At 64.2% G+C, this 22,005-nt stretch carries 22 protein-coding genes and 1 pseudogene; 17 read left to right on the top strand and 6 right to left on the bottom strand.

Annotated features, from left to right (window positions below):
* Positions 1-137: 137 nt before the first annotated feature.
* On the bottom strand, positions 138-314 hold the full coding sequence (locus HWY30_RS13475; RefSeq protein WP_090810505.1) for a DsbA family protein: 177 nt from the start codon (positions 312-314) through the stop codon (positions 138-140).
* A gap of 414 nt (positions 315-728) precedes the next feature.
* Between HWY30_RS13475 and HWY30_RS13480 the strand changes: the two genes are divergently transcribed.
* Complete coding sequence (locus HWY30_RS13480; RefSeq protein ID WP_090809677.1) at positions 729-1,577, top strand: AraC family transcriptional regulator; 849 nt, start codon at positions 729-731, stop codon at positions 1,575-1,577.
* A 54-nt stretch (positions 1,578-1,631) separates the two neighbouring features.
* Here the strand turns inward: HWY30_RS13480 and HWY30_RS13485 are convergent, their stop codons facing one another.
* Complete coding sequence (locus HWY30_RS13485; RefSeq protein WP_090810507.1) at positions 1,632-3,233, bottom strand: DHA2 family efflux MFS transporter permease subunit; 1,602 nt, start codon at positions 3,231-3,233, stop codon at positions 1,632-1,634.
* A 293-nt stretch (positions 3,234-3,526) separates the two neighbouring features.
* On the opposite strand from HWY30_RS13485, the gene HWY30_RS13490 reads away from it, so the two are divergent.
* The 3 genes and pseudogenes from HWY30_RS13490 to HWY30_RS41615 form a co-directional block, all read left to right on the top strand.
* Positions 3,527-4,189, top strand: a complete 663-nt coding sequence (locus HWY30_RS13490) for an alpha/beta hydrolase (protein ID WP_090809679.1) — start codon at positions 3,527-3,529, stop codon at positions 4,187-4,189.
* Positions 4,190-4,378: 189 nt separating this feature from the next.
* Positions 4,379-5,431, top strand: a complete 1,053-nt coding sequence (gene mreB / locus HWY30_RS13495; RefSeq protein ID WP_090809681.1) for a rod shape-determining protein — start codon at positions 4,379-4,381, stop codon at positions 5,429-5,431.
* Positions 5,432-5,653: 222 nt separating this feature from the next.
* Positions 5,654-5,782 (top strand): annotated as a pseudogene (locus HWY30_RS41615) (alpha/beta fold hydrolase); the annotation flags it as partial.
* Positions 5,783-5,844: 62 nt separating this feature from the next.
* Here HWY30_RS41615 and HWY30_RS13500 read toward each other — a convergent pair.
* Positions 5,845-6,246, bottom strand: a complete 402-nt coding sequence (locus HWY30_RS13500; RefSeq protein ID WP_090809682.1) for a hypothetical protein — start codon at positions 6,244-6,246, stop codon at positions 5,845-5,847.
* A 381-nt stretch (positions 6,247-6,627) separates the two neighbouring features.
* On the opposite strand from HWY30_RS13500, the gene gltA reads away from it, so the two are divergent.
* The 4 genes from gltA (at position 6,628) to HWY30_RS13520 (ending at position 11,892) form a co-directional block, all read left to right on the top strand.
* Positions 6,628-7,926 (top strand): citrate synthase, encoded by a 1,299-nt coding sequence (gene gltA / locus HWY30_RS13505; protein ID WP_090809684.1) that lies wholly within the window; start codon positions 6,628-6,630, stop codon positions 7,924-7,926.
* 330 nt (positions 7,927-8,256) lie between these two features.
* The gene (locus tag HWY30_RS13510; protein ID WP_090810509.1) at positions 8,257-10,536 is read left to right on the top strand and encodes an amylo-alpha-1,6-glucosidase; all 2,280 of its coding nucleotides are present in this window, start codon (positions 8,257-8,259) and stop codon (positions 10,534-10,536) included.
* A complete protein-coding gene (locus HWY30_RS13515) occupies positions 10,533-11,159 on the top strand; it encodes a DUF429 domain-containing protein (RefSeq protein ID WP_090809686.1) in 627 nt (208 codons plus the stop codon). The genes HWY30_RS13510 and HWY30_RS13515 overlap by 4 nt, the downstream gene beginning before the upstream one ends.
* Positions 11,160-11,220: 61 nt before the next feature.
* The gene (locus HWY30_RS13520; RefSeq protein WP_090809688.1) at positions 11,221-11,892 is read left to right on the top strand and encodes a hypothetical protein; all 672 of its coding nucleotides are present in this window, start codon (positions 11,221-11,223) and stop codon (positions 11,890-11,892) included.
* Between the two features lie 133 nt (positions 11,893-12,025).
* Here the strand turns inward: HWY30_RS13520 and lhpH are convergent, their stop codons facing one another.
* Complete coding sequence (lhpH, locus tag HWY30_RS13525; RefSeq protein WP_090809690.1) at positions 12,026-13,033, bottom strand: trans-3-hydroxy-L-proline dehydratase; 1,008 nt, start codon at positions 13,031-13,033, stop codon at positions 12,026-12,028.
* 144 nt (positions 13,034-13,177) lie between these two features.
* Between lhpH and HWY30_RS13530 the strand changes: the two genes are divergently transcribed.
* From HWY30_RS13530 to HWY30_RS13550, 5 genes are all read left to right on the top strand, one after another.
* The gene (locus tag HWY30_RS13530; protein ID WP_090809692.1) at positions 13,178-13,900 is read left to right on the top strand and encodes a haloacid dehalogenase type II; all 723 of its coding nucleotides are present in this window, start codon (positions 13,178-13,180) and stop codon (positions 13,898-13,900) included.
* Between the two features lie 80 nt (positions 13,901-13,980).
* Positions 13,981-14,835, top strand: coding sequence for a MurR/RpiR family transcriptional regulator (locus HWY30_RS13535; RefSeq protein WP_090809694.1), 855 nt, complete (start codon positions 13,981-13,983; stop codon positions 14,833-14,835).
* 97 nt (positions 14,836-14,932) lie between these two features.
* On the top strand, positions 14,933-15,289 hold the full coding sequence (locus HWY30_RS13540; protein WP_425199378.1) for a hypothetical protein: 357 nt from the start codon (positions 14,933-14,935) through the stop codon (positions 15,287-15,289).
* Positions 15,290-15,294: 5 nt separating this feature from the next.
* Positions 15,295-16,623 (top strand): aspartate aminotransferase family protein, encoded by a 1,329-nt coding sequence (locus tag HWY30_RS13545; protein WP_090809696.1) that lies wholly within the window; start codon positions 15,295-15,297, stop codon positions 16,621-16,623.
* 32 nt (positions 16,624-16,655) lie between these two features.
* On the top strand, positions 16,656-17,210 hold the full coding sequence (locus HWY30_RS13550) for a carboxymuconolactone decarboxylase family protein (protein ID WP_090809698.1): 555 nt from the start codon (positions 16,656-16,658) through the stop codon (positions 17,208-17,210).
* A gap of 141 nt (positions 17,211-17,351) precedes the next feature.
* Here HWY30_RS13550 and HWY30_RS13555 read toward each other — a convergent pair whose 3' ends face one another.
* On the bottom strand, positions 17,352-17,660 hold the full coding sequence (locus HWY30_RS13555; protein WP_090809700.1) for a DUF4148 domain-containing protein: 309 nt from the start codon (positions 17,658-17,660) through the stop codon (positions 17,352-17,354).
* A gap of 319 nt (positions 17,661-17,979) precedes the next feature.
* Between HWY30_RS13555 and HWY30_RS13560 the strand changes: the two genes are divergently transcribed.
* From HWY30_RS13560 to HWY30_RS13575, 4 genes are all read left to right on the top strand, one after another.
* Entirely contained in the window at positions 17,980-18,405 is a 426-nt protein-coding gene (locus HWY30_RS13560; RefSeq protein ID WP_090809702.1) for an OsmC family protein, read from the top strand.
* A gap of 191 nt (positions 18,406-18,596) precedes the next feature.
* Positions 18,597-19,226, top strand: a complete 630-nt coding sequence (locus tag HWY30_RS13565; protein WP_090809704.1) for a TetR/AcrR family transcriptional regulator — start codon at positions 18,597-18,599, stop codon at positions 19,224-19,226.
* A gap of 58 nt (positions 19,227-19,284) precedes the next feature.
* Complete coding sequence (locus tag HWY30_RS13570) at positions 19,285-20,832, top strand: MFS transporter (RefSeq protein ID WP_090809706.1); 1,548 nt, start codon at positions 19,285-19,287, stop codon at positions 20,830-20,832.
* A 490-nt stretch (positions 20,833-21,322) separates the two neighbouring features.
* Complete coding sequence (locus HWY30_RS13575; protein WP_090809708.1) at positions 21,323-21,595, top strand: YodC family protein; 273 nt, start codon at positions 21,323-21,325, stop codon at positions 21,593-21,595.
* Positions 21,596-21,686: 91 nt separating this feature from the next.
* Here the strand turns inward: HWY30_RS13575 and HWY30_RS13580 are convergent, their stop codons facing one another.
* Positions 21,687-21,998 (bottom strand): superinfection immunity protein, encoded by a 312-nt coding sequence (locus tag HWY30_RS13580; RefSeq protein WP_090809710.1) that lies wholly within the window; start codon positions 21,996-21,998, stop codon positions 21,687-21,689.
* Positions 21,999-22,005 lie beyond the last annotated feature (7 nt).

Below are 22,005 nucleotides of genomic sequence, written 5' to 3' on the forward strand. Positions count from 1 at the left end.
CAGTCTTGCGTTGGGAGTCGCCCCGGTCGCATCGAACCACGAATGCGCAAACGAAGACCGAAGTCCTACCCATGGCTGAAAGAGCCTCGTCACATCGCACGTGAGCGCGTCCAAAAATATGGGCACGCTCCACGGGCTTAAGTAAGTGCCATTCTCCCTTGAGGCGGTATTTCCGGGTTCAATTTGAACGGAAGATAACGAACATCTAATTCGGGAAGATCGTCAAGGGCCTTGCCGGCCTCCAGATTTCGATGTCCGATCCAGCACCATGGACAAATGAAGTCGTAGGCGATCGTGATTTTTGCGCGTTCCATGGCATGCCCCGTGGGCAAGTTGCGATGCTCACCAAGCAAAACAACACGAGCTCCCAGCTGAATATACTCAGCGCGCGAGCTCGTGTTGCGCGTGGCGCAATGGCCCATTCGGCGATCAGGCTCGTGGCGATCCCGGCGGCGTGAGGAGCGTTGCCGGGGATCGCGCCATTTGTCAACCTCGTTCAGGCTCTGATTACGGCTGGCCCGATGGACGAAGGGGCTCGTTGTTCAGGTGCTCAAGGCTAACAGCTTGCCGAGAAAGCTAACATCGCCTTCGAGAGATTTTTGAGCTGCCCGCTTTAGGCGGGTTGCGCGCTCACGGTGGCGAGCCCCTGTTAGCCCGCCTCGCAGCCGCGCCCCGCGCGCGTGCTAATCTTGCTCCCTTCGCGGACGTCCCGCGTCAGAGCAGACACCATGACGGAAGCCTTCGATCCGGACGGCATCGAGCAAGCGGTCTTCGTGGTCGGCGAGCGCCATGCGACGCTGGACGAGCCGTGGCGCGCGTATCGGCGCGCGCGTCTGATTTACGTTAGCGAAGGCGTGCTGACCGTGCGCACGGCATCCGGCCGTTGGGTCGTGCCGCCCGCCCGCGCGCTGTGGATCGCCGCGAATACGCTGCACTGCCTGCACGCGACGCGGCCGGTGCAGTCGTATTCGCTCTACGTCGCAACCGATGCCGCAATGGACGCCACCGACGACTCCGCCGCTGCCGACTCCGCCGACTCCGCCGACTCCGCCGACTCCGCCGACTCCGCCGACTCCGCCGACTCCGCCGCGCCGCTGCCCGCGCAGACCGGCGCGCTGATCCCCGACACACTGGTGCAGGCGCTGCTCGCCGCCGCGGCCGATCTGCCGCACGATCACACGCCCGATGAACCCGCCCGCCGTCTGCTGCAGGTGCTGCTGGATCGCGTCGCCGGCTTGCCCGCCGCGCCGCTTGGCTTGAACTGGCCGGGCGATCCGCGCGCGCGGCGCATCGCCGAGGCACTCAGCGCGAATCCCGCGCAATCGCTGGTGCTGGAGGAACTCGCCGCGGCCGCGGGCGTGACCGCGCGCACGGCCGCGCGATTGTTCGCGAAGGAAACGGGGCAGACCTTCGGTCAATGGCGCCAGCAGTTGCGTCTGCTGGCCGCGCTCGAACATCTGGGTGCCGGTGAGAGCGTCACGCAGGTGGCGCTCGAAGTCGGCTATAACGACGTGTCGTCGTTTATCGCGGTGTTTCGCGATGCGTTCGGCGACACGCCGGCGCGCTATTTCCGCTGACGCCGCTTCGTGGGCACCGCGCGAGCGTCGCCGTCGCACGAAAACGAATCTGCCTCAATGGGCGCCGGCCGCATCCGGTCCACCTCCGCCCTTGGCCGGCCGCGTGATCCAGATCAGCGGAATGATCAGCACGAAGATGATCGCCGACACATAGAAGACGTCGTTCAGGCCCATCATCGCGGCCTGCGTGTTCACGGTGAAATCGAACAGCGCATTCGCCGATTGTGGATTCAGATGCAGCACCGACTGCGTGTTGTCGATCTGCTGCGTGAACAACGGGTTGTCGACCGACGCCTGCTCGGTGAGCCGCACATGATGCAGTATCGTGCGGTTGTTCCACGCGGTACCCGCGATCGACGTGCCCACCGCGCCGCAGAACACCCGCACGAAATTCGACAGCCCCGCCGCCGCCGGAATCCGGCTCTGCGGCTGGCCGGACAGGATGATCGCCGTTAGCGGCACGAAGAACAGCGCCATCGGAATGCCTTGCAGCAGCGTCGGCAGCACGAGGTGCCACGTGTCGATCTCGATCACGTACTTCGAGCGCATATAGAACACGATCGCGAAGCCGACGAACGCGACCGTCGAGATCACGCGCGCGTCCGAGTGCGGCAGCACGCGGCCGAGTATCGGCGCAAGAATGATCGCGAAGATGCCGAGCGGTGCGGTGACGAGGCCGGCGTCGATCGAACGGTAGTTCAGGTACTCCTGCATCCATTGCGGCAGCAGCACGAGATTGCCGAAAAATACCCCGTAGGCGATCGAAATCGCGATCGTGCCGCCGAGAAAATTGCGCTGCTGAAAGAGCCGCAGATCGACGATCGGGTGCTCCTCGGTCAGCTCCCATACGAGGAAAAACGCAAAGCTGATCAGCGCGACGAGGCCGAGAATCGCGATCACCGGCGACGAGAACCAGTCGAGATCCTTGCCCTTGTCGAGCATGATCTGCAGCGACGCGACCCACGTGATCAGCAGGCCGAGGCCGACCACGTCGATCGGCGGCTTGCGCGTCGGCGATTCGCGGGTGCGGTAGATCATCCACGTGACGCCGGCCGCGAACAGGCCGACCGGGATGTTGATGTAGAAGATCCACGACCAGCTGTAACTGTCGGTGATCCAGCCGCCTAGCGCCGGGCCCGCGATCGGGCCGACGGTGGCGGTCATCGCCCACAGCGCGAGCGCGGTCGACGACTTCTCCTTCGGATACGAGCCGAGCAGGATCGCCTGCGACAACGGAATCAGCGGCCCGGCCACCGCGCCCTGGAATACCCGCGCCAGCAGCAGGATCGGCAGCGTCGGCGCGATGCCGCACAGCCATGACGCGAGCGTGAAGGACAGGATCGCGCCGACGAACAGCTTCACCTGGCCGATGCGCTGCGTGAGCCAGCCGGTCAGCGGAATCGCCACCGCGTTGGAGGCCGCGAACACGGTGATCACCCACGTGCCTTCGTCGACCGAGACGCCGAGGTTGCCGGAAATGGTCGGAATCGCGACGTTCGCGATCGACGTGTCGAGCACGTTCATGAACGTGGCGAGCGCGACGGCGATCGTCGCGAGAACCAGCCGGCCGCCTTCGAGAGGCGCGGGCGGTGACGGTGGCGCGGGTGGCTGAGGCGGCGACGACGCGGAATCAGGCGCGGCGTTGGGCTGGCTCAAAAGGCGTTCTCCGGAGGGTTTGCGGCGGACGGCGCGAACGGCGTGAGGACGGACGGCGAGGGCGCGCGATTCGCAATGCGTGGTCGGCGCAGGATGCCGTGCACCGTGCACCGCGGCGGCGGGTCCGTCGATGCGCAAAAGCATACCCGCAATCGCCGGGCGGCGCCGGCCACAGCAGCAGCCGATGCGGCGCCCGACGGCGCGAACGCGGCACGCGGCGTATGCTCGCGGCTGAGGTTGCGTCAGCAAAGGCCGAAACGTACACCCAATCCCACGGAAAAAAGGACCCCACCATGAGCTGGCAACAATTCGAACACGGCTGGCGGCGCTCGCCGCAAAACACGCCCGCAACGAGCCTCGTCGTGCTGATGCACGGCGTCGGCAGCAACGCGCGCGATCTGATGCCGCTCGCCGACATCTGGAGCGAGGACCTGCCCGGCACGGCGTTCGTGTCGCTCGACGGCACCGATCCGTTCGACGGCGGCTTCGGCGGCCGCCAGTGGTTCAGCCTGCGCGACGTCGGCGCGGCGAACCGCGAGGCGCGCGTCGCCGCCGCCTATCCGGCGCTGCGCCGCGTGCTCGACGCCGAGCTCGCGCATTGGCAGCTGTCTTTCGATCGGCTTGCGCTGGTCGGCTTCTCGCAAGGTTCGATCATGGCGCTGCATCACGTCGCGTCGAGCGTTGAGGGCGCGGCGGGCGTCGTCGCGTATTCGGGGCGGCTCGCCTCGCCGATCGTGTCGTCGAACCGCGCGACGCCGCTCACGCTCGTCCACGGCGAGAACGACGAGGTGATCCCGGTGCGCGAACTCGAATTCGCGGCCGACGCTTTCAACTCCGCCGGCTATGCGGTCGACGCCTACGTGCTGCCCGGCGTCGGCCACACGATCACCGGCGACGGCGTCGCGCTCGGCCGTGACGCGCTGGAACGCGCACTGGGCGAGCTGTCGCGCGATTGACACAAACCCACTAGAAAGTGGCCCTAAAGATTCTGATGGGCTTGCCGTCATATGGGCAATAGCTTGAAAATCACCCCCGCCGTGCGGGAAGCGCAACGCCCAGCGGGGCGTGTCGCGCGGCTTCGGGGTACCGGGGGCGCATTTCCAGACCGCCTTGGACGGCGCATAACGACACATCAGAGCCTGCATATGGCCAGACCGACGCCGCATTACCCGCTCTTTGAGCGACTGTTCCGCCACGCCGTGGCGGTGGATCTCGGCACGGCCAACACCCTTATCTATACCGACGACGGCGGCATCGTGCTGAACCAGCCGTCCGTCGTGTGCTTCGAGACGCAGCCCGCGAGCGGGTCGAAGCGGATCGCCGCGATCGGCGCCGAGGCGCGCCAGCTGCTCGGCCGCGTGCCGCGCAATCTCGAAGCGGTGCGGCCGATGCGCCACGGCGTCATCGCCAATTTCTCCGCCGCCGAACACATGATCAAGCAATTCGTCGACATGGCGCGGCCGCGTTCGCTCTTCAGCCGGCGCGCGGCATTCACGCTGTGCGTGCCGGCCTCCGCGACCCACGTCGAGCGCCGCGCGATCCGCGAAGCGGCCGAGGCGGCTGGCGCGTGGAAGGTCAGCCTGATCGGCGAATCGCTCGCGTCGGCGCTCGGCGCGGGCCTGCCGGTGGGCGACCCGACCGGCTCGATGGTGGTCGACATCGGCGGCGGCACCACCGAGGTCGGCGTGATCGCGCTGGGCGGCACCGCGTATAGTGGCTCGGTGCGCGTCGGCGGTGACAATTTCGACGCGGCGATCATCGGCTACGTGCGCAATCTGTATGGCGTGCTGCTCGGCGAGCAGACCGCCGAGCACGTCAAGAGAGCCATCGGCTCGGCCGTGCACGACGTGCCGCTCGAGCAGATGAACGCAACCGGCCGCAGCGTCGACGATGGGCTACCGCGCACGGTGCAGTTGAGCAACCGCGATATTTCGGAGGCGATCGAAGGGCCGCTGAGTCAGGTGATCGGCGCGGTGAAGCGCGGGCTCGAATTGGCTCCCGCCGAACTCGTGACGGACATCGCGCACAACGGCATCGTGCTGACCGGTGGCGGCGCGCTGCTGCGCAATCTGGGGCGGCGTTTGAGCCGGGAAATCGGCCTCGACGTGCACGTCGCCGACGAACCGCTGACCTGCGCGGTGCGCGGCGCGGGCGCGGCGGCCGCGGCGGGGTGGGTGGACGAAGCCGGGGACGCGTGAGCGGTGGATAAGGGCTTCACTACAGCTCGGCAAAAACCCGGCATTCGGTGGCAAGGTAACCGGCCCTTGGCAGGGCGGGCTGCAAATGGACGCTGCGCTTTACCGGCCCTGTGACGGGCAAGCGACGCGATGCGGGCCCGGCGTGTCTCCCGAGGTCTCTATTGCGGACGCACGTGAAGGCGCTTGCGATGGGCCGTTCGATCGACGCTGGCAAACACTCCGTTGCAGGGATGGTTGCCCGATGCGCGCCGCGAAACGGTACGCGGTGCGTCGCATGGCATGAACCTCGCGCATCCGTCCGCGTTCAATCGTTACGTGGATGATTTCATTCAGGCGATGAGCGCGCGCTGAGCAAGTGAAGCGAAGATCAAGGGCGATCGGCCGGCGCGCGCCGCCGATCGCCCGTTACTGCATCAGGCCTTGCGATGCGCGTCCTTGTCGAGCGCGCGTTCGGCCACCTCGCCGACGAGCCCGTGATAGTACAGATGTACGCCGATCGCGAGCGAGTCGTTGCGGATTTCGTGGAATACCTTCCACGCCTTTACCGGGTCCTTGAACAACAGATAGTGCGCTTCCTGCGCGATCAGATCGGCGACTTCATGCAGGCCGTGTCCATGCAGCACGTCGACGAGCGTGTCGAGACTGCGATGCGTGCGCGCGTCGGTGCGCGGATAGAGCATGTGCAGCACTGCGACGTTCTGCGTCTTCAGCGCCGCCGACAACGCGACGACGATATCCTGATGATTCAGCGCGGTGACCGTGTGGTCTTCGGTATGGACATGATCCGGAAACAGCGTTTCGAGAGAGACATTCATTTGTATTCGTCCTGCTTTTCTGTGTGATCAAAAAAACCCGCTTCGAATCGCGGGCCGCAAGCATCAATGCACGGATCGAGTATCGCAGATGGATCCACGCCGACGCAGTGTGCTGGCAGCAAAACATTGTTGCGGCTGGTGTTCCGACTTTCGTGCAACTTTCAACGGCATCGCGATGCACCCGCCGCGTGCCGACAACGAATGTTGCGCCCAAGGAGATGGACTGTTGCGATCAATCGACGCAATCAACGACACGCCGACCCGTAGAATGCGCAGCGGAGCCTGAGCATGCCCGTCTTCGGGAGCGCCGATGTCGCGCCTCGCCGTACGACTGCGATGCATGCCGGCGCGAGTGCGGTATCAAGCAAAAGGAAGACGTACATGAATTCGAAGTCACACGCAACGCTGAGCTTTTCCGACAGCGACCAGACCATCGATCTGCCGATTTATCAGGGCTCGTTGGGCCCCGACGTCATCGACATCCGCAAGCTGTACGGCCAGACCGGCAAATTCACGTACGATCCTGGCTTCATGTCGACGGCGGCGTGCAACTCCGAGATCACATATATCGACGGCGACAAGGGCGAACTGCTGTACCGCGGCTACCCGATCGACAACCTCGCGCAGAACGCCGACTTCCTCGAAACCTGCCACCTGCTGCTGAAGGGCGAACTGCCGAACGCCCAGCAGAAAGCCGAGTTCGAGAACACCGTCACGCAGCACACGATGGTGCACGAGCAGATGCACTTCTTTTTCCGCGGCTTCCGTCGCGACGCGCACCCGATGGCGATTCTGGTTGCGGCGGTCGGCGCGCTGTCCGCGTTCTATCACGACTCGCTCGACATCACGAACCAGCAGCATCGCGACGTATCGGCGATCCGCATGATCGCGAAGCTGCCCACGCTGGTCGCGATGGCGTACAAGTACAGCGTCGGTCAACCGTTCGTGTATCCGAAGAACGACCTGTCGTACAGCGCGAACTTCATGCGCATGATGTTCTCGAATCCGGCCGAGGAGTACGAGGTCAACGACGTGCTGGTGCGCGCGCTCGACCGCATTCTGATCCTGCACGCGGACCACGAGCAGAACGCGTCGACGTCGACCGTGCGGCTCGCCGGTTCGTCGGGGGCGAATCCGTTCGCGTGTATCGCGGCCGGTATCGCGTGTCTGTGGGGCCCGGCGCACGGCGGCGCGAACGAAGCCGCGCTGAACATGCTGGAAGAGATCGGCTCGGTCGACAACATTCCCGACTTCATCGCGAAGGTGAAGGATAAGAACTCGGGCGTGAAGCTGATGGGCTTCGGCCACCGCGTGTACAAGAACTACGACCCGCGCGCGAAGCTGATGCGCGAAACCTGCCACGAAGTGCTCGAAGAGCTGGGCCTGCACGACGACCCGCTGTTCAAACTCGCGATGGCGCTGGAAAAGATCGCGCTCGAAGACGAATATTTCGTGTCGCGCAAGCTGTACCCGAACGTCGACTTCTACTCGGGCATCGTGCAGCGCGCGCTGGGCATTCCGACGTCGATGTTCACCTGTATCTTCGCGATGGCACGCACGGTCGGCTGGATCGCGCAGTGGAACGAAATGATCGCCGATCCCGAGCAGAAGATCGGCCGTCCGCGTCAGCTGTTCATCGGCGAGACGCTGCGCGAGGCGAAGCCGGTCGCGAAGCGGTAACAGGCCGGATAGACGCCCGACAACGCGTTCAACGACGGTCGCCAACCCACGGCTCACGAGGCCGTGGGTTTTTTTACGTTCCGCGCATCCTGCCGCCTGCACGTCCCGTGCCACCGAAACCGCCGTCAAAAAACGGCGCAAAAAGCCGAAACTCCGAGGCGATAAGCTCGTCTCACGCGGAAAGAGCCTCTACAATCGGATGGGCCGGCCAACCGGGTGGCCGGCCAACCGGGGCCCGGGTGACGGGGCAACCGGGCAATCCGGCGGCCGATCCGAGGCGAGACCCGAAGTGCAACCAAACGCAGCAGCGAATCCATAGGAGCGACCTTGATACAGCAGCCAGAAGCCCTCGGCGGGCTGACCCACTCGGGCGGCGTCGATCATCGCGAGCCCGAGCAGGACGGCGTTTTCATCCCGACGGAAAACCTTAACGTCGCGAGCGTTACGCAGCACGTGCTCAAGTCGGGCGACACCTTCGTCGTCAACGATCCGCTCGGCGATATCACCGGCCACGACGATGGCCTGTTCGTCAACGATACGCGCGTGATGTCGCAACTGCGGCTGACCTTCGGCGGCCGCGCGCCGTCGCTGCTGTCGGGCAGCGTCAGCAGCGACAACACCAGTTTCACCGCGCATCTGACCAACCGCCCGCTGCCGCCGCTCGGCGGCGACAGCACGCCCGAAGGCGTGATCCACGTCGAGCGTGTGCGCGTGCTGTCCGGCACCGTGCTCAACGAGGCGATCGAGCTCACGAACTACGGCACGCACGATGCGACCGTGCCGCTGTCGATTTCGTTTTCCAGCGATTTCCGCGACATGTTCGAAGTGCGCGGCCTGAAGCGCGACAAACAGGGTCGCGTGCAGCCCGCGCGCATCGAGAATCAGGAGGTGCTGCTCGGCTACATCGGTCTCGACGACGTGGCGCGCAACGTGCGGATCGCGTTCTCTCCGCAGCCGGACAAGCTGTTCGCCGACCGCGCCGACTACACCGTCAAGCTGCCCGCGCAGGCATGCGTGTCGATCTATCTGTCGATAGCGGTGCATGTCGTGCCGATGACCGGCAAGCCCGGCGCCGACGTGTCGCAGCCGATGCATGCGTTGAGCGAAGCGCATCTCTCGCAGATCGATGCGGAGCGCCCGCGCGTCGGCCGCACGGCGGTACGCGCGGCAATGGTGGATGCGCACCTGGTGATGCGCGAGCGACGCAACGCGAGCGCGCGCGTGCGTTCGAGCAATCCGCTGTTCAACGCGTGGATCGACCGCTCGTTCGCCGACCTCGGCCTGCTGACGACGGATCTCGCGACCGGCCCGTACCCGTACGCGGGCATCCCATGGTTTTCGACCCCGTTCGGCCGCGACGCGGTGATCACGTCGCTGCAGACACTGTGGCTGCAACCGCATCTCGCAGCCGGCGTGCTGCGCTTTCTCGCCGAGCATCAGGCGCGCGAGAACTCGCCGTTTCGCGACGCCGCGCCGGGCAAGATCATGCACGAGATGCGCAAGGGCGAAATGGCCGCGGCCGGCGAAGTGCCGTTTGCGCTGTACTACGGCGGTGTCGACACCACGCCGCTGTTCATCGTGCTGGCCGGCGCCTACGCGGCCCGCACCGGCGACGTCGGCTTGATCGACGAACTATGGCCGGCGCTCGAACGCGCGGCGCAGTGGGTCGCGGGCGTGTGCGACAAAAACCGGCACGGGCTGCTCGATTACCAGCGCGAATCGGATGGCGGCCTCGCGAACCAGGGCTGGAAAGACAGTCACGATTCGGTGTTCCATGCGGACGGGCGCTTCCCTGACGGCCCGATCGCGCTCGTCGAAGTGCAGGCCTATGCGAGCGCCGCGTTCGACACGATGGCTCACTACGCGAAGCTGCGCGGCCTGCGCGACGCGGCCGCGCAATACGCGGAGCGCGCGAAGAAGATCCGCCGCTGCGTCGAAGAAAAGTACTGGATGGACGAGGTCGGCTTTTACGGCATCGCGCTCGACGGTCATGGCGAGTTGTGTCGCGTGATGGCATCGAACGCGGGGCATCTGCTGGCGTTCGGCCTGCCCACGCGCGAGCGCGGCGAGGCGGTGGTGCGGGCGCTCGACTCGACGCTGTTCCACACCGGCTGGGGCGTGCGCACGCTGGCCGCGAGCCAGGCGCGCTTCAATCCGATGGCGTATCACAACGGCTCGGTCTGGCCGCACGACAACGCGCTGTGCGCGCGCGGGCTGTCACGCTATGGCGGCAAGGCGTCGGCCGTGAAGCTGCTGCAGGCGCTGTTCCAGGCCGCGGTCAATTTCGACATGCGCTTGCCCGAGCTGTTTTGCGGCTTCCCGCGACGCCGCGGCGAGCCGCCCACGGCCTATCCGGTCGCGTGTTTGCCGCAGGCATGGGCGGCGGGCTCGCCGTTCATGATGCTCGAGGCGTGTCTGGGCATCACGATCGACGCCGAGCGCCGCGAAGTGCTGATCGAACAGCCGATGCTGCCCGAAGGTATCGACTGGCTCGAGGTCAGCGATCTGCGGGTCGGGGATGCGTCGGTGTCGATCACGTTCCGCCGGATCGGCGAGAAGGTGGTGGCGTCGGCGGAGCAGGGCGATGTGAGGGTGGTGGCGCTGCTTTGACGCCGACCGCGGTAGCGGGCATCGATGTTGGCGGCGACCGGAAGGGAAACCATCTGGTCGTCCTGCGCGGCACCGAGATCGTGAGCCATCTCGGCAACGCGACCCCCGAACAGATGCTGGAACGGTGTCGCGCATTCGGGGTGGCGGCGGTCGGCATCGATGCGCCGTGTCGTTGGCGTACAGGCGCCGCGGGACGACTAGCCGAGAAGGCGCTCGCGCGGCAGCGAATCTTTTCGTTTGCGACACCGGCTCGCGAAACGGCGCTCGCCAGCAAAAGCGGCTTCTACGGATGGATGCTCAACGGCGAGCGCGTCTACGACGCATTCGTCGCGCACTTTCCGCTTTTCAGCGGCGGCGAAAAAATCAATGGCCGCGTGTGCTTCGAGACATTCCCCCACGCGATCACGTGCGCTTTCCTCGGGACGGACGTCGCATCCGCGAAGCAAAAGGGTCCGCAGCGCCGGGCAATCCTCGAACGGGAAGGTATCGCAACAGCGTCGCTGACTTCGATCGACGACGTCGACGCGGCGCTATGCGCGCTGGCGGCACGTTATCTGCTGGAAGGCAGAGTCGAAACATACGGTGACGAGCCAGGCGGATTCATCGTGGTGCCTGGACTTTGACACTCACATTCTGGGAGGACGGGTGCACCTGGCACGACGATTCGGAGTATTGCTGCTATCCATGGCGGCGTTGGGTTCGACCGCGGCATCGGCGAACGACATTCAGTGTGCAACCTCGCAGCAACCCGCTGAGCGCGTCATTTGCGATCACGCGATCCTGAACAACGAGTACGACGACATCTTCGCGCAGCAACAGGCTCTTCTGAGCAGCGGGAAACTCTCGTCCGCGCAACTGGCGAAGTGGCGGCAGGCGCGAAACGCCTGTATCGATGTGCACTGCGTGGATGGCGTGTTCGCGCAGTGGAAGGCGATGGCCCGGTCCGTCGACGTCGCTCCTCAGGCGGCCGCGCCTGAGCCGGCCGCGCCTGTCGTGACGGCCTCTGAAGCGGCGATGGCACCTGTCGGTCCCAATCCCGAAGCGCCTCCAGTCGTATCCGCCTCTGATGCATCTCAGGTGTCCCAGGCCTCGCCGACATCGGAGGCTTCTCTGGTGCGTCAAGGGAGTGCCGCCGGTGTGGCGCTTCCGCGGCCCGTCGCGGCGGAGGCTTCCGCGCCCGTGGCTGCCTCGGCGGCGCCCAGCCAGAGCGAATCTCGTGGCATGACCGGCATGAGCGACATCAGTGGCGGCCTGATCGTGGTTCTGCTCGTCGCGCTCGGTGCCGGTGTGTTCTTCGCGCTTCGGAACCGAAGCAGAGCGACCGCAAAGAAGACGCGAGGTAAGAACGGGCGATGAGGTGATGCCAACGCGCTGGCCTCGCGCACGAAACCGCGCTTTGACCTACCGGTCGGGCCGCTCGAATCGCCAATCAGACAACGCGGAATGCCTGTCACGGCGTTCCGCGCTAAAAGCGACTGCAAGGAACCGATTATCGGACGAGGAAACCGTAAGTCAGCGGGTCACGCTCGTCCACGATCCAGGTTGCGAAACCGCAAACGTATGCGTTGCCCTGGACCTCGGGGACGACGGCCTTGAAGTCGCCGACGGTCGTCTCACTGAGTACACGCCCCTTGAAGACCGTGCCGATGATGGACTCATTGACGAGCGTCTCGTTGCTCGCCAGTTCGCCGCGCAGATAGAGTTGCGCGACGCGTCCGCCCGTCCCTGAGCCGGTGGGCGAACGGTCCACTTCGCGGTCGGCGAACACGCAACAGTTGGCTTGCGTCGAGCCTTCGTGCCGTGGTGCGTTGGCAATGATGGTCCCGTAGATGTGGTTGATTTCCGGGATATCGGGATGCTCAACCGGGTACGCGTCGTTTGCAGCTTTTTTGACCTCGGCGCCAAACTTGATCAGTTCCTCGACAGAAGACTCCCGGACTGCGAGACCGTGCGGCGCTCCGTCCGTATAGAAGTAGAAGGCACCACCGAAGGCGATGTCACCCTTTACCATGCCAAACGATGGCGTCTCGACCGTGACATCCCGTTTCCAGATGAACGACGGAACGTTGACGAAGCGTACGTTGCCGGCGTGTTCACCATCCCATTGCACGAACGCCTCGATGAAGCCACATGGAGCGTCGATGCCGATTCGCGTCTCGGGAATCTGGCGCTGAACCCAGCCCAACGCGACCGCCGCGGTAGACAGCGCGATAACGCCGTGTCCGCAGTGGTCGCTATAACCCTCGTTGTGGACGAAGATGATTCCGAAGTCTGCCGTGGGACTAACGGGTTCGGTCAGGTATCCGCCGTACATGTCAGCATGACCACGTGGTTCGAACATCAGCGCGGTACGAATTTCGTCGGCGTTCTCCTTCAGCCACGCTCGACGCTTGACGATGGTGTCACCGGGAACACGAGGAAGCCCGCTCGTCACGATACGGAACGCTTCGCCGCCGGTATGGACCTCGACTGTCGAAATAGTACGAGTGATTTTCATGTGGGCGTTGGGGGTTATTCGATTGAACGTCACTGCCCGTAGGGTGGCGCATATAGTCTCCAGGTATTGGACCCGTGTTTGACCAGATTAGCTGCGCTTCGGCACGGGTTCAACCTTTGAGCACGCCATCCGACAGGAGGACTCGTGAAACTGACCGATTTCGATACACTGACTTTTGACTGCTACGGCACCTTGATCGACTGGGAGAGTGGCATCCTTGAAGGCCTGAGGCCTCTGCTGGAGCGAGCCAGGACGCCGCTCACGCGTGACGAGGTTCTCGAAGCGCACGCTCGCCACGAGTCGTCGCAGCAGAACTTCACCCCTGCGAAGCGCTATCAGGAACTGCTTCCCATCGTATATAAGCGCATGGCTGAAGAGTGGGGCCTGCCCTATACACACGAAGAATGCGTGGCGTACGGCCAGTCGATCAGAAACTGGCCGGCATTCGCCGATTCCGCGCTCGCGCTGCAATATCTGAAGAAGCACTACAAGCTGGTCATCCTGTCGAACATCGACAACGAAAGTTTCACCTTCAGCAACGCCAGGCTGCAGGTTGAGTTCGACGCCGTCATCACAGCGGAGGACGTCGGGTCCTACAAGCCGTCGCCGCGCAACTTCGAGTACATGCTTCAGAAGCTCGATCAGCGCGGCATCAAGAAGGAAAAAATCCTTCACACGGCAGAAAGCCTCTTCCATGACCACAAGCCCGCAAACGAGTTCGGCCTGGCGTCGTGCTGGATTTACCGCCGTCATTCGCAGCCGGGCTTTGGCGCGACGATGAACCCGGGCTCGCAGCCTGACATCGACTTCCGCTTCGACAGCATGGCGGACTTCGTCGACGCGCATCGGGAAGCGCTGGTGAACTGAGCATCTTCGCGCCGTTGAAACGCGCCTGCCCGGTGGTAACATTTGTTGTCATCTCTCACTCCGGCGCCGACCACCTCCCCATGCCAGACAGCTTCGATCAGCTCGTCGCCCTGATCCGGGCGCGCTTTCCCGAACTGAGCCCGCAGTTCCAGATGGGAGCGGGCTTCCTGCTCGATCATCCCGACGAGGTCGCGGTGTCGTCGATGCGCAAGGTGGCCGAGCGCGCGCAGGTGCAGCCCGCGTCGCTGGTGCGGCTGTCGCAGCAACTGGGGTTTCCCGGCTGGAACGAATTGCGCGATCTGTTCGTCGCGCGCGTGCGCACGCGGCCCGAGCCGTTGACGAGCCGGGCGCGCTCGATGGTCAAATCGAAAGATGCGCTCGCGAACGATCTTCTCGTCGCGCAGCAGCACAATCTCGAAACGACCGCCGCGCATAGCGGCCGCGTGATCGTCGAGGCCGCGCGCGTGTTGCGGCGTGCATCGCACGTGCACGTGGCGGGCTTCCGCTCGTGTTACGCGGTGGCGTTCGGTCTCGTCTATGGCTACCGGCTGTTTCGTCCGTCGGTGTCGCTGCTCAACGGCGAGGCCGGCACGCTCGAAATGCAACTGCGCACGATCGAGCGCGACAGCGCGACCATCGTCATCAGCTTCGCGCCGTATTCGGTCGAAGCCGCGCGCGTCGCCGAGGCCGCGCTCGAAAAAGGCAGCAAACTGATCGCCCTCACCGACAGCGCCGTGTCGCCGATCGCGTTGAACGCCGACAAGGTACTGATCTTCTCGCACGAAAGCCCATCGTTCTTTCCGTCGCTGGTGGCCGCCACAGCGATCGCCGAAGCGCTGGTCGCGCATTTGCTCGCGCTCGAAGGCGCGGATGCGCTCGAGCAGCTTGCGCTCGCCGAACAATCGTTGCATGCGAAGGGCGCGTACGTGCCTTGAGCGATTGCGTGAGGCACGCCGCGCTCCATTCGATGCCGTTCAAGGTATTTGACAACAAATGTTGTATTGGCGTATAAATACGTACCGATTGTTGAATATGGTGCGACCCGTGGCGTCGATGCAGGAATTCAGTGTTTTTTCAGGTCAGCGGCGAGCCGTACGACATCGGCTACCGGCTTGGCGAAATCGCCTCGCCGCGGCCGGCCCGCTACAACCGGCAGCCCTGCTCGACGTACTGCACGATCGCGCGCCGGCGGGCTTGCCGATCTATCGCGACGATCCTTACGATCCCGACGACGAAAACACCCTCGCCACCGCGCTGTTCGAAATCGGCAACGCTGGTGTGTCGATGAAAGCGTATCGCCAGAAGCAATGCGCGTTCGACACTTTCGTCGCATGCGCGACGCCCGAACCGGCCCGCGTTTCAGCGCCCGCCGCCCTCACCAGGAACTGAACATCATGTCCACCGTTTTTCATCGCTCTCCGAAGCAATCCTTGCCGGTGGCCGTCGCGGGCGACGGCATCGAAATCATCGACTCCACGGGCAAGCGTTATATCGACGCGTCGGGCGGCGCAGCCGTGTCGTGCCTCGGTCACAGCAACCAGCGCGTGATCGACGCGATCAAGCGGCAAGCCCAACGGTTGCCGTACGCGCACACGTCGTTCTTCACGACGGAGCCGGCTGAGCAACTGGCCGACCGGCTCGTCGCGAGCGCGCCGGCCGGACTCGAGCACGTGTACTTCGTGTCGGGTGGCTCGGAGGCGATCGAGGCGGCGCTCAAGCTCGCGCGTCAGTATTTCGTCGAGAAGGGCGAGACGCAGCGGCGCCATTTCATCGCGCGTCGGCAGAGCTATCACGGCAACACCCTCGGCGCACTTGCGATCGGCGGCAATGCATGGCGCCGCGAGCCGTTCCTGCCGATCCTGATCGAAGCGCATCACGTGAGCGCGTGCTACGCATATCGCGAGCAGCGCGCGGACGAAACCGAAGAAGCGTTCGCTCAGCGTCTCGCCGATGAACTCGAGCAGAAGATTCTCGCGCTCGGTGCGGACACGGTCGCGGCGTTCGTCGCGGAAACGGTGGTCGGCGCCACGGCGGGCGCGGTGCCGCCGGTGCGCGAATACTTCCGCAAGATCCGCGCGGTGTGCGACCGCTACGGCGTGCTGCTGATTCTCGACGAGATCATGTCGGGCATGGGTCGCACCGGCTATCTGTACGCCTGCGACGAAGACGGGGTGGCGCCCGATATGCTGACGATCGCCAAGGGCCTTGGCGCGGGTTATCAGGCGATCGGCGCGACGCTGGTCAGCGACCGCATCTATCAGACCATCGTCGGCGGCTCCGGCTTCTTCCAGCATGGCCATACCTATATCGGCCATGCGACCGCGTGCGCGGCCGCGCTCGAAGTGCAGCGCGTGATCGCGGAAGACGATCTGCTGGCGAACGTGCAGGCGCGCGGCGAGCAGTTGCGCGGCCGGCTGCGCGAGCACTATGCGCAACATGCGCATATCGGCGACGTGCGCGGGCGCGGCTTGTTCGTCGGCGTCGAACTCGTCAAGGATCGCGTTACCAAAGAGCCGTTCGACGCCAAACTGAAACTGCACGCGACGATCAAACGCGAAGCGTTCGCGCGCGGCCTGATGGTGTATCCGATGGGCGGGACCGTCGACGGCGAGAGCGGCGACCACGTGCTGCTCGCGCCGCCGTTCATCTGCACGGAGCGCGACATCGACGAGATCGTCAGCCGCCTCAGCGATGCGATCGGCGCGTCGCTCGCCGCCCGCTGAGATTCGACCCACCGACTTTTGCGAGAACGACGATGACCGAGCGCTTGCCTCACTTCGACATGTCCACTGCCACGCCCGAACAGAAGGCGGTGCTCGACGAAATCCTGTCCGGCCCGCGCGGCAACCTGAATGGGCCGTTCCTCGGCTGGATTCACAGCCCCGATCTCGCGCAGCACGCGCAACGCCTCGGCGCGTTTTGCCGCTACCAGACCGGGCTGCCGTTGCGGCTGTCGGAACTCGCGATTCTGGTGACCGCTTCGCGCTGGGAGGCCCAGGCGGAGTGGTACATCCACTATCCGATCGCGCTGCAGGCGGGCGTCGGCGAAGCGGACGCCGAGGCGATCCGCCAGGGGCGCCGCCCCGAGTTCGCCGATGCCGACGACGCGCTGATCTACGACTTCGCGAGCGAACTGTACGAGACGAAGCGCGTGACGGCCGCGACGTATGCGCAGGCGGTCGGGCGTTTCGGGCATCAGGTCGTGATCAACCTGGTCGGCCTGCTCGGCTACTACGCGCTGGTCGCGATGACGCTGAACGTGTTCGACATGCGCGCAGTGGGGCAGCAAAGCCTGCCGTTTCCCGAATAGCGCTTTTGCCAACGAGCGGCTGCGCAGCAGCGCCGCGCGCGCCAACGAAAAGCCCCGGTTGCCGAACTTCGCAACCGGGGCTTTTTACTGCGCGCTGCATTAACGACTTGCGCGCTCAGTTATCACGATCAGTTACCACGCTCAGTTACCGCGATACGTCGAAAAGAGACGTTGCTGCACCGTCGCCGGCGCGCCCGCGTCCGACGAACTGGCCTTCGCGCCGCCGACGTCTTGCGAACCTTGCGCCGCAGCGGTGACGATCGTCGAGTCCTGGGGCACGGCCTTCGGATAGGTGGTGTCGTTCTGGTTCAGGAGGCCTGCTTTTTGCGCGGCTACGAGTTCGGCGCGCACCTGAGCGCGCGTGACCGGACCGTTTGTCTGCTGGGCGAACGACAGTGCCGGAACGATAAGAGCGGATGCGACGACGACTGCGGAAAGAAGCGATTTCATGACGACCTCCAATTGATTGTGTGGTGGATCGGTGTGAACCGCTTTCCCGATCCGCTGAACGCAGTCTATTTCTTACGAGGTCAGTAAAAAAGCGGCTTTCTGGCGAAATATTATTGCCAGTTTTGAGATAGTGAAAAAGGCGCTTTTCCGCGCCGGGACGCGGAAGCGCCTATGATGAAATCCGGTCCACGCCCGCGCCTGCAAGCCGCGCGGCACCTGCGACCGATGCCCAGGCGCGGACACATCCGGGCGGACCGCCGCGGCGGGCATCATCTTTGGTCGAGCAGCGTGCGCGGCAAGGCACAAACAGGAGAGAGCAATGAAGCGCAAGGCATCGGCAGTCTGGCAAGGCGGCCTGCAGGACGGCAAGGGCTCGATTTCTAGCGACAGCGGCGTCCTGAAGGACACCCAGTACTCGTTCGCGACGCGCTTCGCGGACGGCATCGGCACGAATCCGGAAGAGCTGATCGCGGCTGCGCATGCGGGATGTTTCTCGATGGCGTTGTCGGCGGAGCTGGGCAAGGCCAACATCACGCCGGAGCGCATCGGCACCACGGCCACCGTCACGCTCGACAAGGACGGCGGCGGCTTCGCGATCACCGCGGTGCATCTCGACGTGACCGTGAAGATTCTGGGCGGAGACAAGGCCGCGTTCGACAAAGCCACCGCGGACGCGAAGGCCGGGTGCCCCGTGTCGAAGGTGCTGAATGCGACGATTACGATGGATGCGAAGCTCGAGACCTGAGCCCCGCTGTCACTGTGAGCGCGCAACGAAGCCGGCGACGGGCCATGTCCGCCGCCGGTTTTTTGATGCCGGTTGTCGTATGAACGGATGACCCCGACGCGAGTAGGCCTACGGAATGCCATCCTTGATTTATTGAACATCCAGTCATAATATCAACGGACCGACGCAACCAGGCAACAAGGTCATCGCAATTGAGTCATTCAAAGCAAGCCGCGAAAAAAGCCGGCGAAACGTGTCAGCGCGGCCGTCCGCGCGAGTTCGACACGGCCACTGTGCTGGCGAACGCGAGCCAGGTGTTCTGGGATCACGGCTACCACGCGACGTCGATCGACGATCTGTGCAAGGCCACCGGTCTGCTGCGCGGCAGCCTGTACGGCGTATTCGGCGACAAGCACGGCATCATGCTCGCCGCGCTGGATCATTACTCGGAAGGCGCGGTCGCGCGGCTTGCGCAGCGACTGAGCGCGACGGCCGAGCCGGAGCAGGCGCTGCGCGACGCGCTGCTCCACTACGCGAGGGTGTCCTGCGCATTGAGCGGCCGGCGCAGCTGTTTCATTACGAATACGACGCTCGAAATGCAGCCCGATGACGAAGTGCTGCGCGCGCGCGTCGCCACGATTCAGCGCCGCATGGCGACTTTGCTCGCGGCGGCGGTGATCCGCGGTCAGGCGAGCGGCGCATTCGATTCGACGCTCGACGAAAAAGCCGTCGGCGATTTCCTGCTATGCGTGATGCAAGGCTTGCGGGTCATGGGGCGGGTCGCGCATCAGCAAGATGAGCTGATCGGTATCGTCGATGTGGCGATGCGCGCGCTGGTGTAACGCCTCGTGCGCGAGCGGTGGCGCAAAAATTTTTTAACCAATTTTTGAACGATCGGTCATGAAACCTGAGGCAATCAAGTCCGCTCCGGCGGCATTCGGTGGGTCCGTCAGCTGCGCGGCGAGCGCAGCCGTGACCGGTCCCGGCCCGGCGATGGCCGGCATGGCTGTCGCCGCCAAAGCGTCGGCGCCCGGCTTTCAGCGCCAGGCGCTCGCGCTCGCCGTGCTGTTCGTCGGCGCCTTTCTCGCGCCGCTCGATTACTTCATCGTCAATCTGGCGCTGCCGTCGATTCACACGGGCCTCAACGCGAGCGACGCGCAACTGCAACTCGTCGTGTCGGCTTATGCGTCCGCCTACGCGGTGCTGCTGATCACGGGGGGCCGCCTTGGCGATCTGTTCGGCCGCCGTCGCATGTTCATGACGGGTATGGCGGCTTTCGTGATCGCGTCGGCGTTGTGCGGCTTCGCGACGAGCGGCCACATGCTCGTGATCTCGCGCATCGTGCAAGGCATCGCGGCCGCGGTGATGGCGCCGCAAGTGCTCGCGACGATTCGTGCGGTCGTGCCGTTGCATCAGCAGACGCGCGTGATGAGTCTGTATGGCTTCGTGTTCGGCTTGTCGTCGATCGTCGGGCAACTCGGCGGCGGCGCGCTGATCACGTATCACCCGTTCGGGCTCGACTGGCGCGTGATCTTCCTGATCAACATCCCGATCGGCATCGCGGCGTTCATCGGCACATGGAAGTTCGTGCCGGAGAACCAGCCGGCCACGCATACCGGCGTCGATCTGAAGGGCGTCGCGCTGCTGTCGGCGGTGCTGCTGCTCGTCATCTATCCGATGACGCATGGCCGTGAAGCGGGCTGGCCCGCGTGGACCTTCGCCATGTTCGCACTCGCGGTGCCGGTGTTCGCGCTGTTCGTCGCGACCGAGCGACGCGTCGAGCGCGCTGGCGGCCATCCGCTCGTCGATCTGCAACTGTTCCGCAATCGCGCGTTCGCGCTTGGTCTCGTGCTCGCGTTCCTGTTCTATTGCAATAGCGCGTTCTTCCTGACCTACGGCATCTTTCTGCAAACCGGCCTGCACTGGACGCCGCTCGCGTCGGGCATCGCGATCATGCCGTTCGCGCTCGGCTTCGTGATCGGGCCGTTGACGTCGCCGGCCGTGGTCAAGCGCATCGGCGCCCATGTGCTGACGCTTGGTTTCTCGATGATGACGCTGGGCTTCACGGCGACCGGCTGGTCCGCGACCCAATCCGCGACGCCCGATCTGCTGTTCTACTGCGGGCTAGTGTGCGCGGGCGTCGGACATGGTCTGCTGTTGCCGTCGATCATGCGCATCGTGCTGCAGGAGGTGGTGCCCGAGAAGGCCGGGCTTGCATCGGGTGTGGTCTCGTCGACGTTGCAGATCGGCTCCGCGTTCGGCACCGCGGCGATCAGCGGCGCGTTCTTCGGGGCGCTCGGCGGCCGTTCGGCACCCGCCTCTTATGCGCACGCGTTCCAGCTGAGCCTCGCTATCAATGCCGTGCTGATGTTCGTGTGTATCGGCCTGAGCGTGCTGCTGGTACGTCATCAGCAAGGCGTGCGGCGCTCGGTGGCCCCGGCAGTTTGAAATTAATCCGCTGGTAATCGTTTTCATTTGTTAGCTTGCTGAAAAAAATCGTTCAATTTGAACGAAGCGGTATAACCAACTGCATCGTATTTACCGGCGATCTACTCGTTCACAGGTAATTCTGATTTAGATCAAACTGGCTGATTCCGATTAACGGCTCGACGACATCGCATCAGCTTTTTGTAATCAGACGAAATCGACCTCGCATTTTCTACCGGCCTGCAAACGGCCTACAGTAAGTGTTGCGTTTGTGCGGTAGCGCACATAGGGTTAGCCGCAAGGTGTCGCGATGATTGTTTTTCGGTAATGCCGAGAACTTTAGCCAGCGAGCATGGACTGCGGGTCTGGTGAAAACGGTATCAATAAAAAAGCGCTTGCCGCGTTTAAATTCGATTGTTAATCTGTCTTAACTTTAGAGTGTACGTTCAACAGGTCGGAGTCGATAAAGCCGGGCTCAACTTAATAAACGCTCAAGATAGGGGGACCCAATATGCTGACCGCTACCATTGACGCATTCCAGACAACATCCGCCGCCGCCTTCAATGTGGGCGACGTCGTCAAGTTAAAAGAAGGGGGCCCGCGCATGACCGTGACGTACGCAGGTCCGGTCGCGCTGAATCCCGGCGACTGGGTGATCTGCGAGTGGTTCGACGAACACGGCGAACTGCGCCACGAAAGCTTTGCCGCGCAAGCCGTGCGTGCGGAGCCGCGCTCCATTCCGGCGGGCTCGGTACAGTGGAGTCGCATCGGGCGCGCGGCCTGACTGACGCCCCTGACTGACGCCCGTGCACGTCAATCAATCGGTTTCCTGTAGTTCGTTTGCTGCTCGTCTTGCTCGAGCCGCCCGAATCGTTTCAGCGCTCGGGCCGGTCGCGCGCGGCTTGGCGTCGCCGCACGCGCAGCGTCAGCGCCGACGAAAACGCGCGCAAGGTCGACACCTTGCGTGTCGCCACGACGTCCCGCGCGAGGCTCTCCGCCGGATTCGGCTGTAGCGCCCAATACAGCGCGAGCAGCCAGCCGAGCACGGTCCAGCCGAGGCAGGCATTGAAGAGCGCGAGCGTCAGCACGTCGCGGCGCTTGCGCCGGTCCGCGATGATCGCCGGCAGAAAATACAAGGCCAGCGCGAACGCCGCACCGATGGCCTGAACGGCCACGTTGCCACCCATACAAGCT

Origin of the sequence: Paraburkholderia tuberum STM678 (assembly GCF_902833905.1) — a bacterium.
GTDB lineage: Bacteria > Pseudomonadota > Gammaproteobacteria > Burkholderiales > Burkholderiaceae > Paraburkholderia > Paraburkholderia tuberum.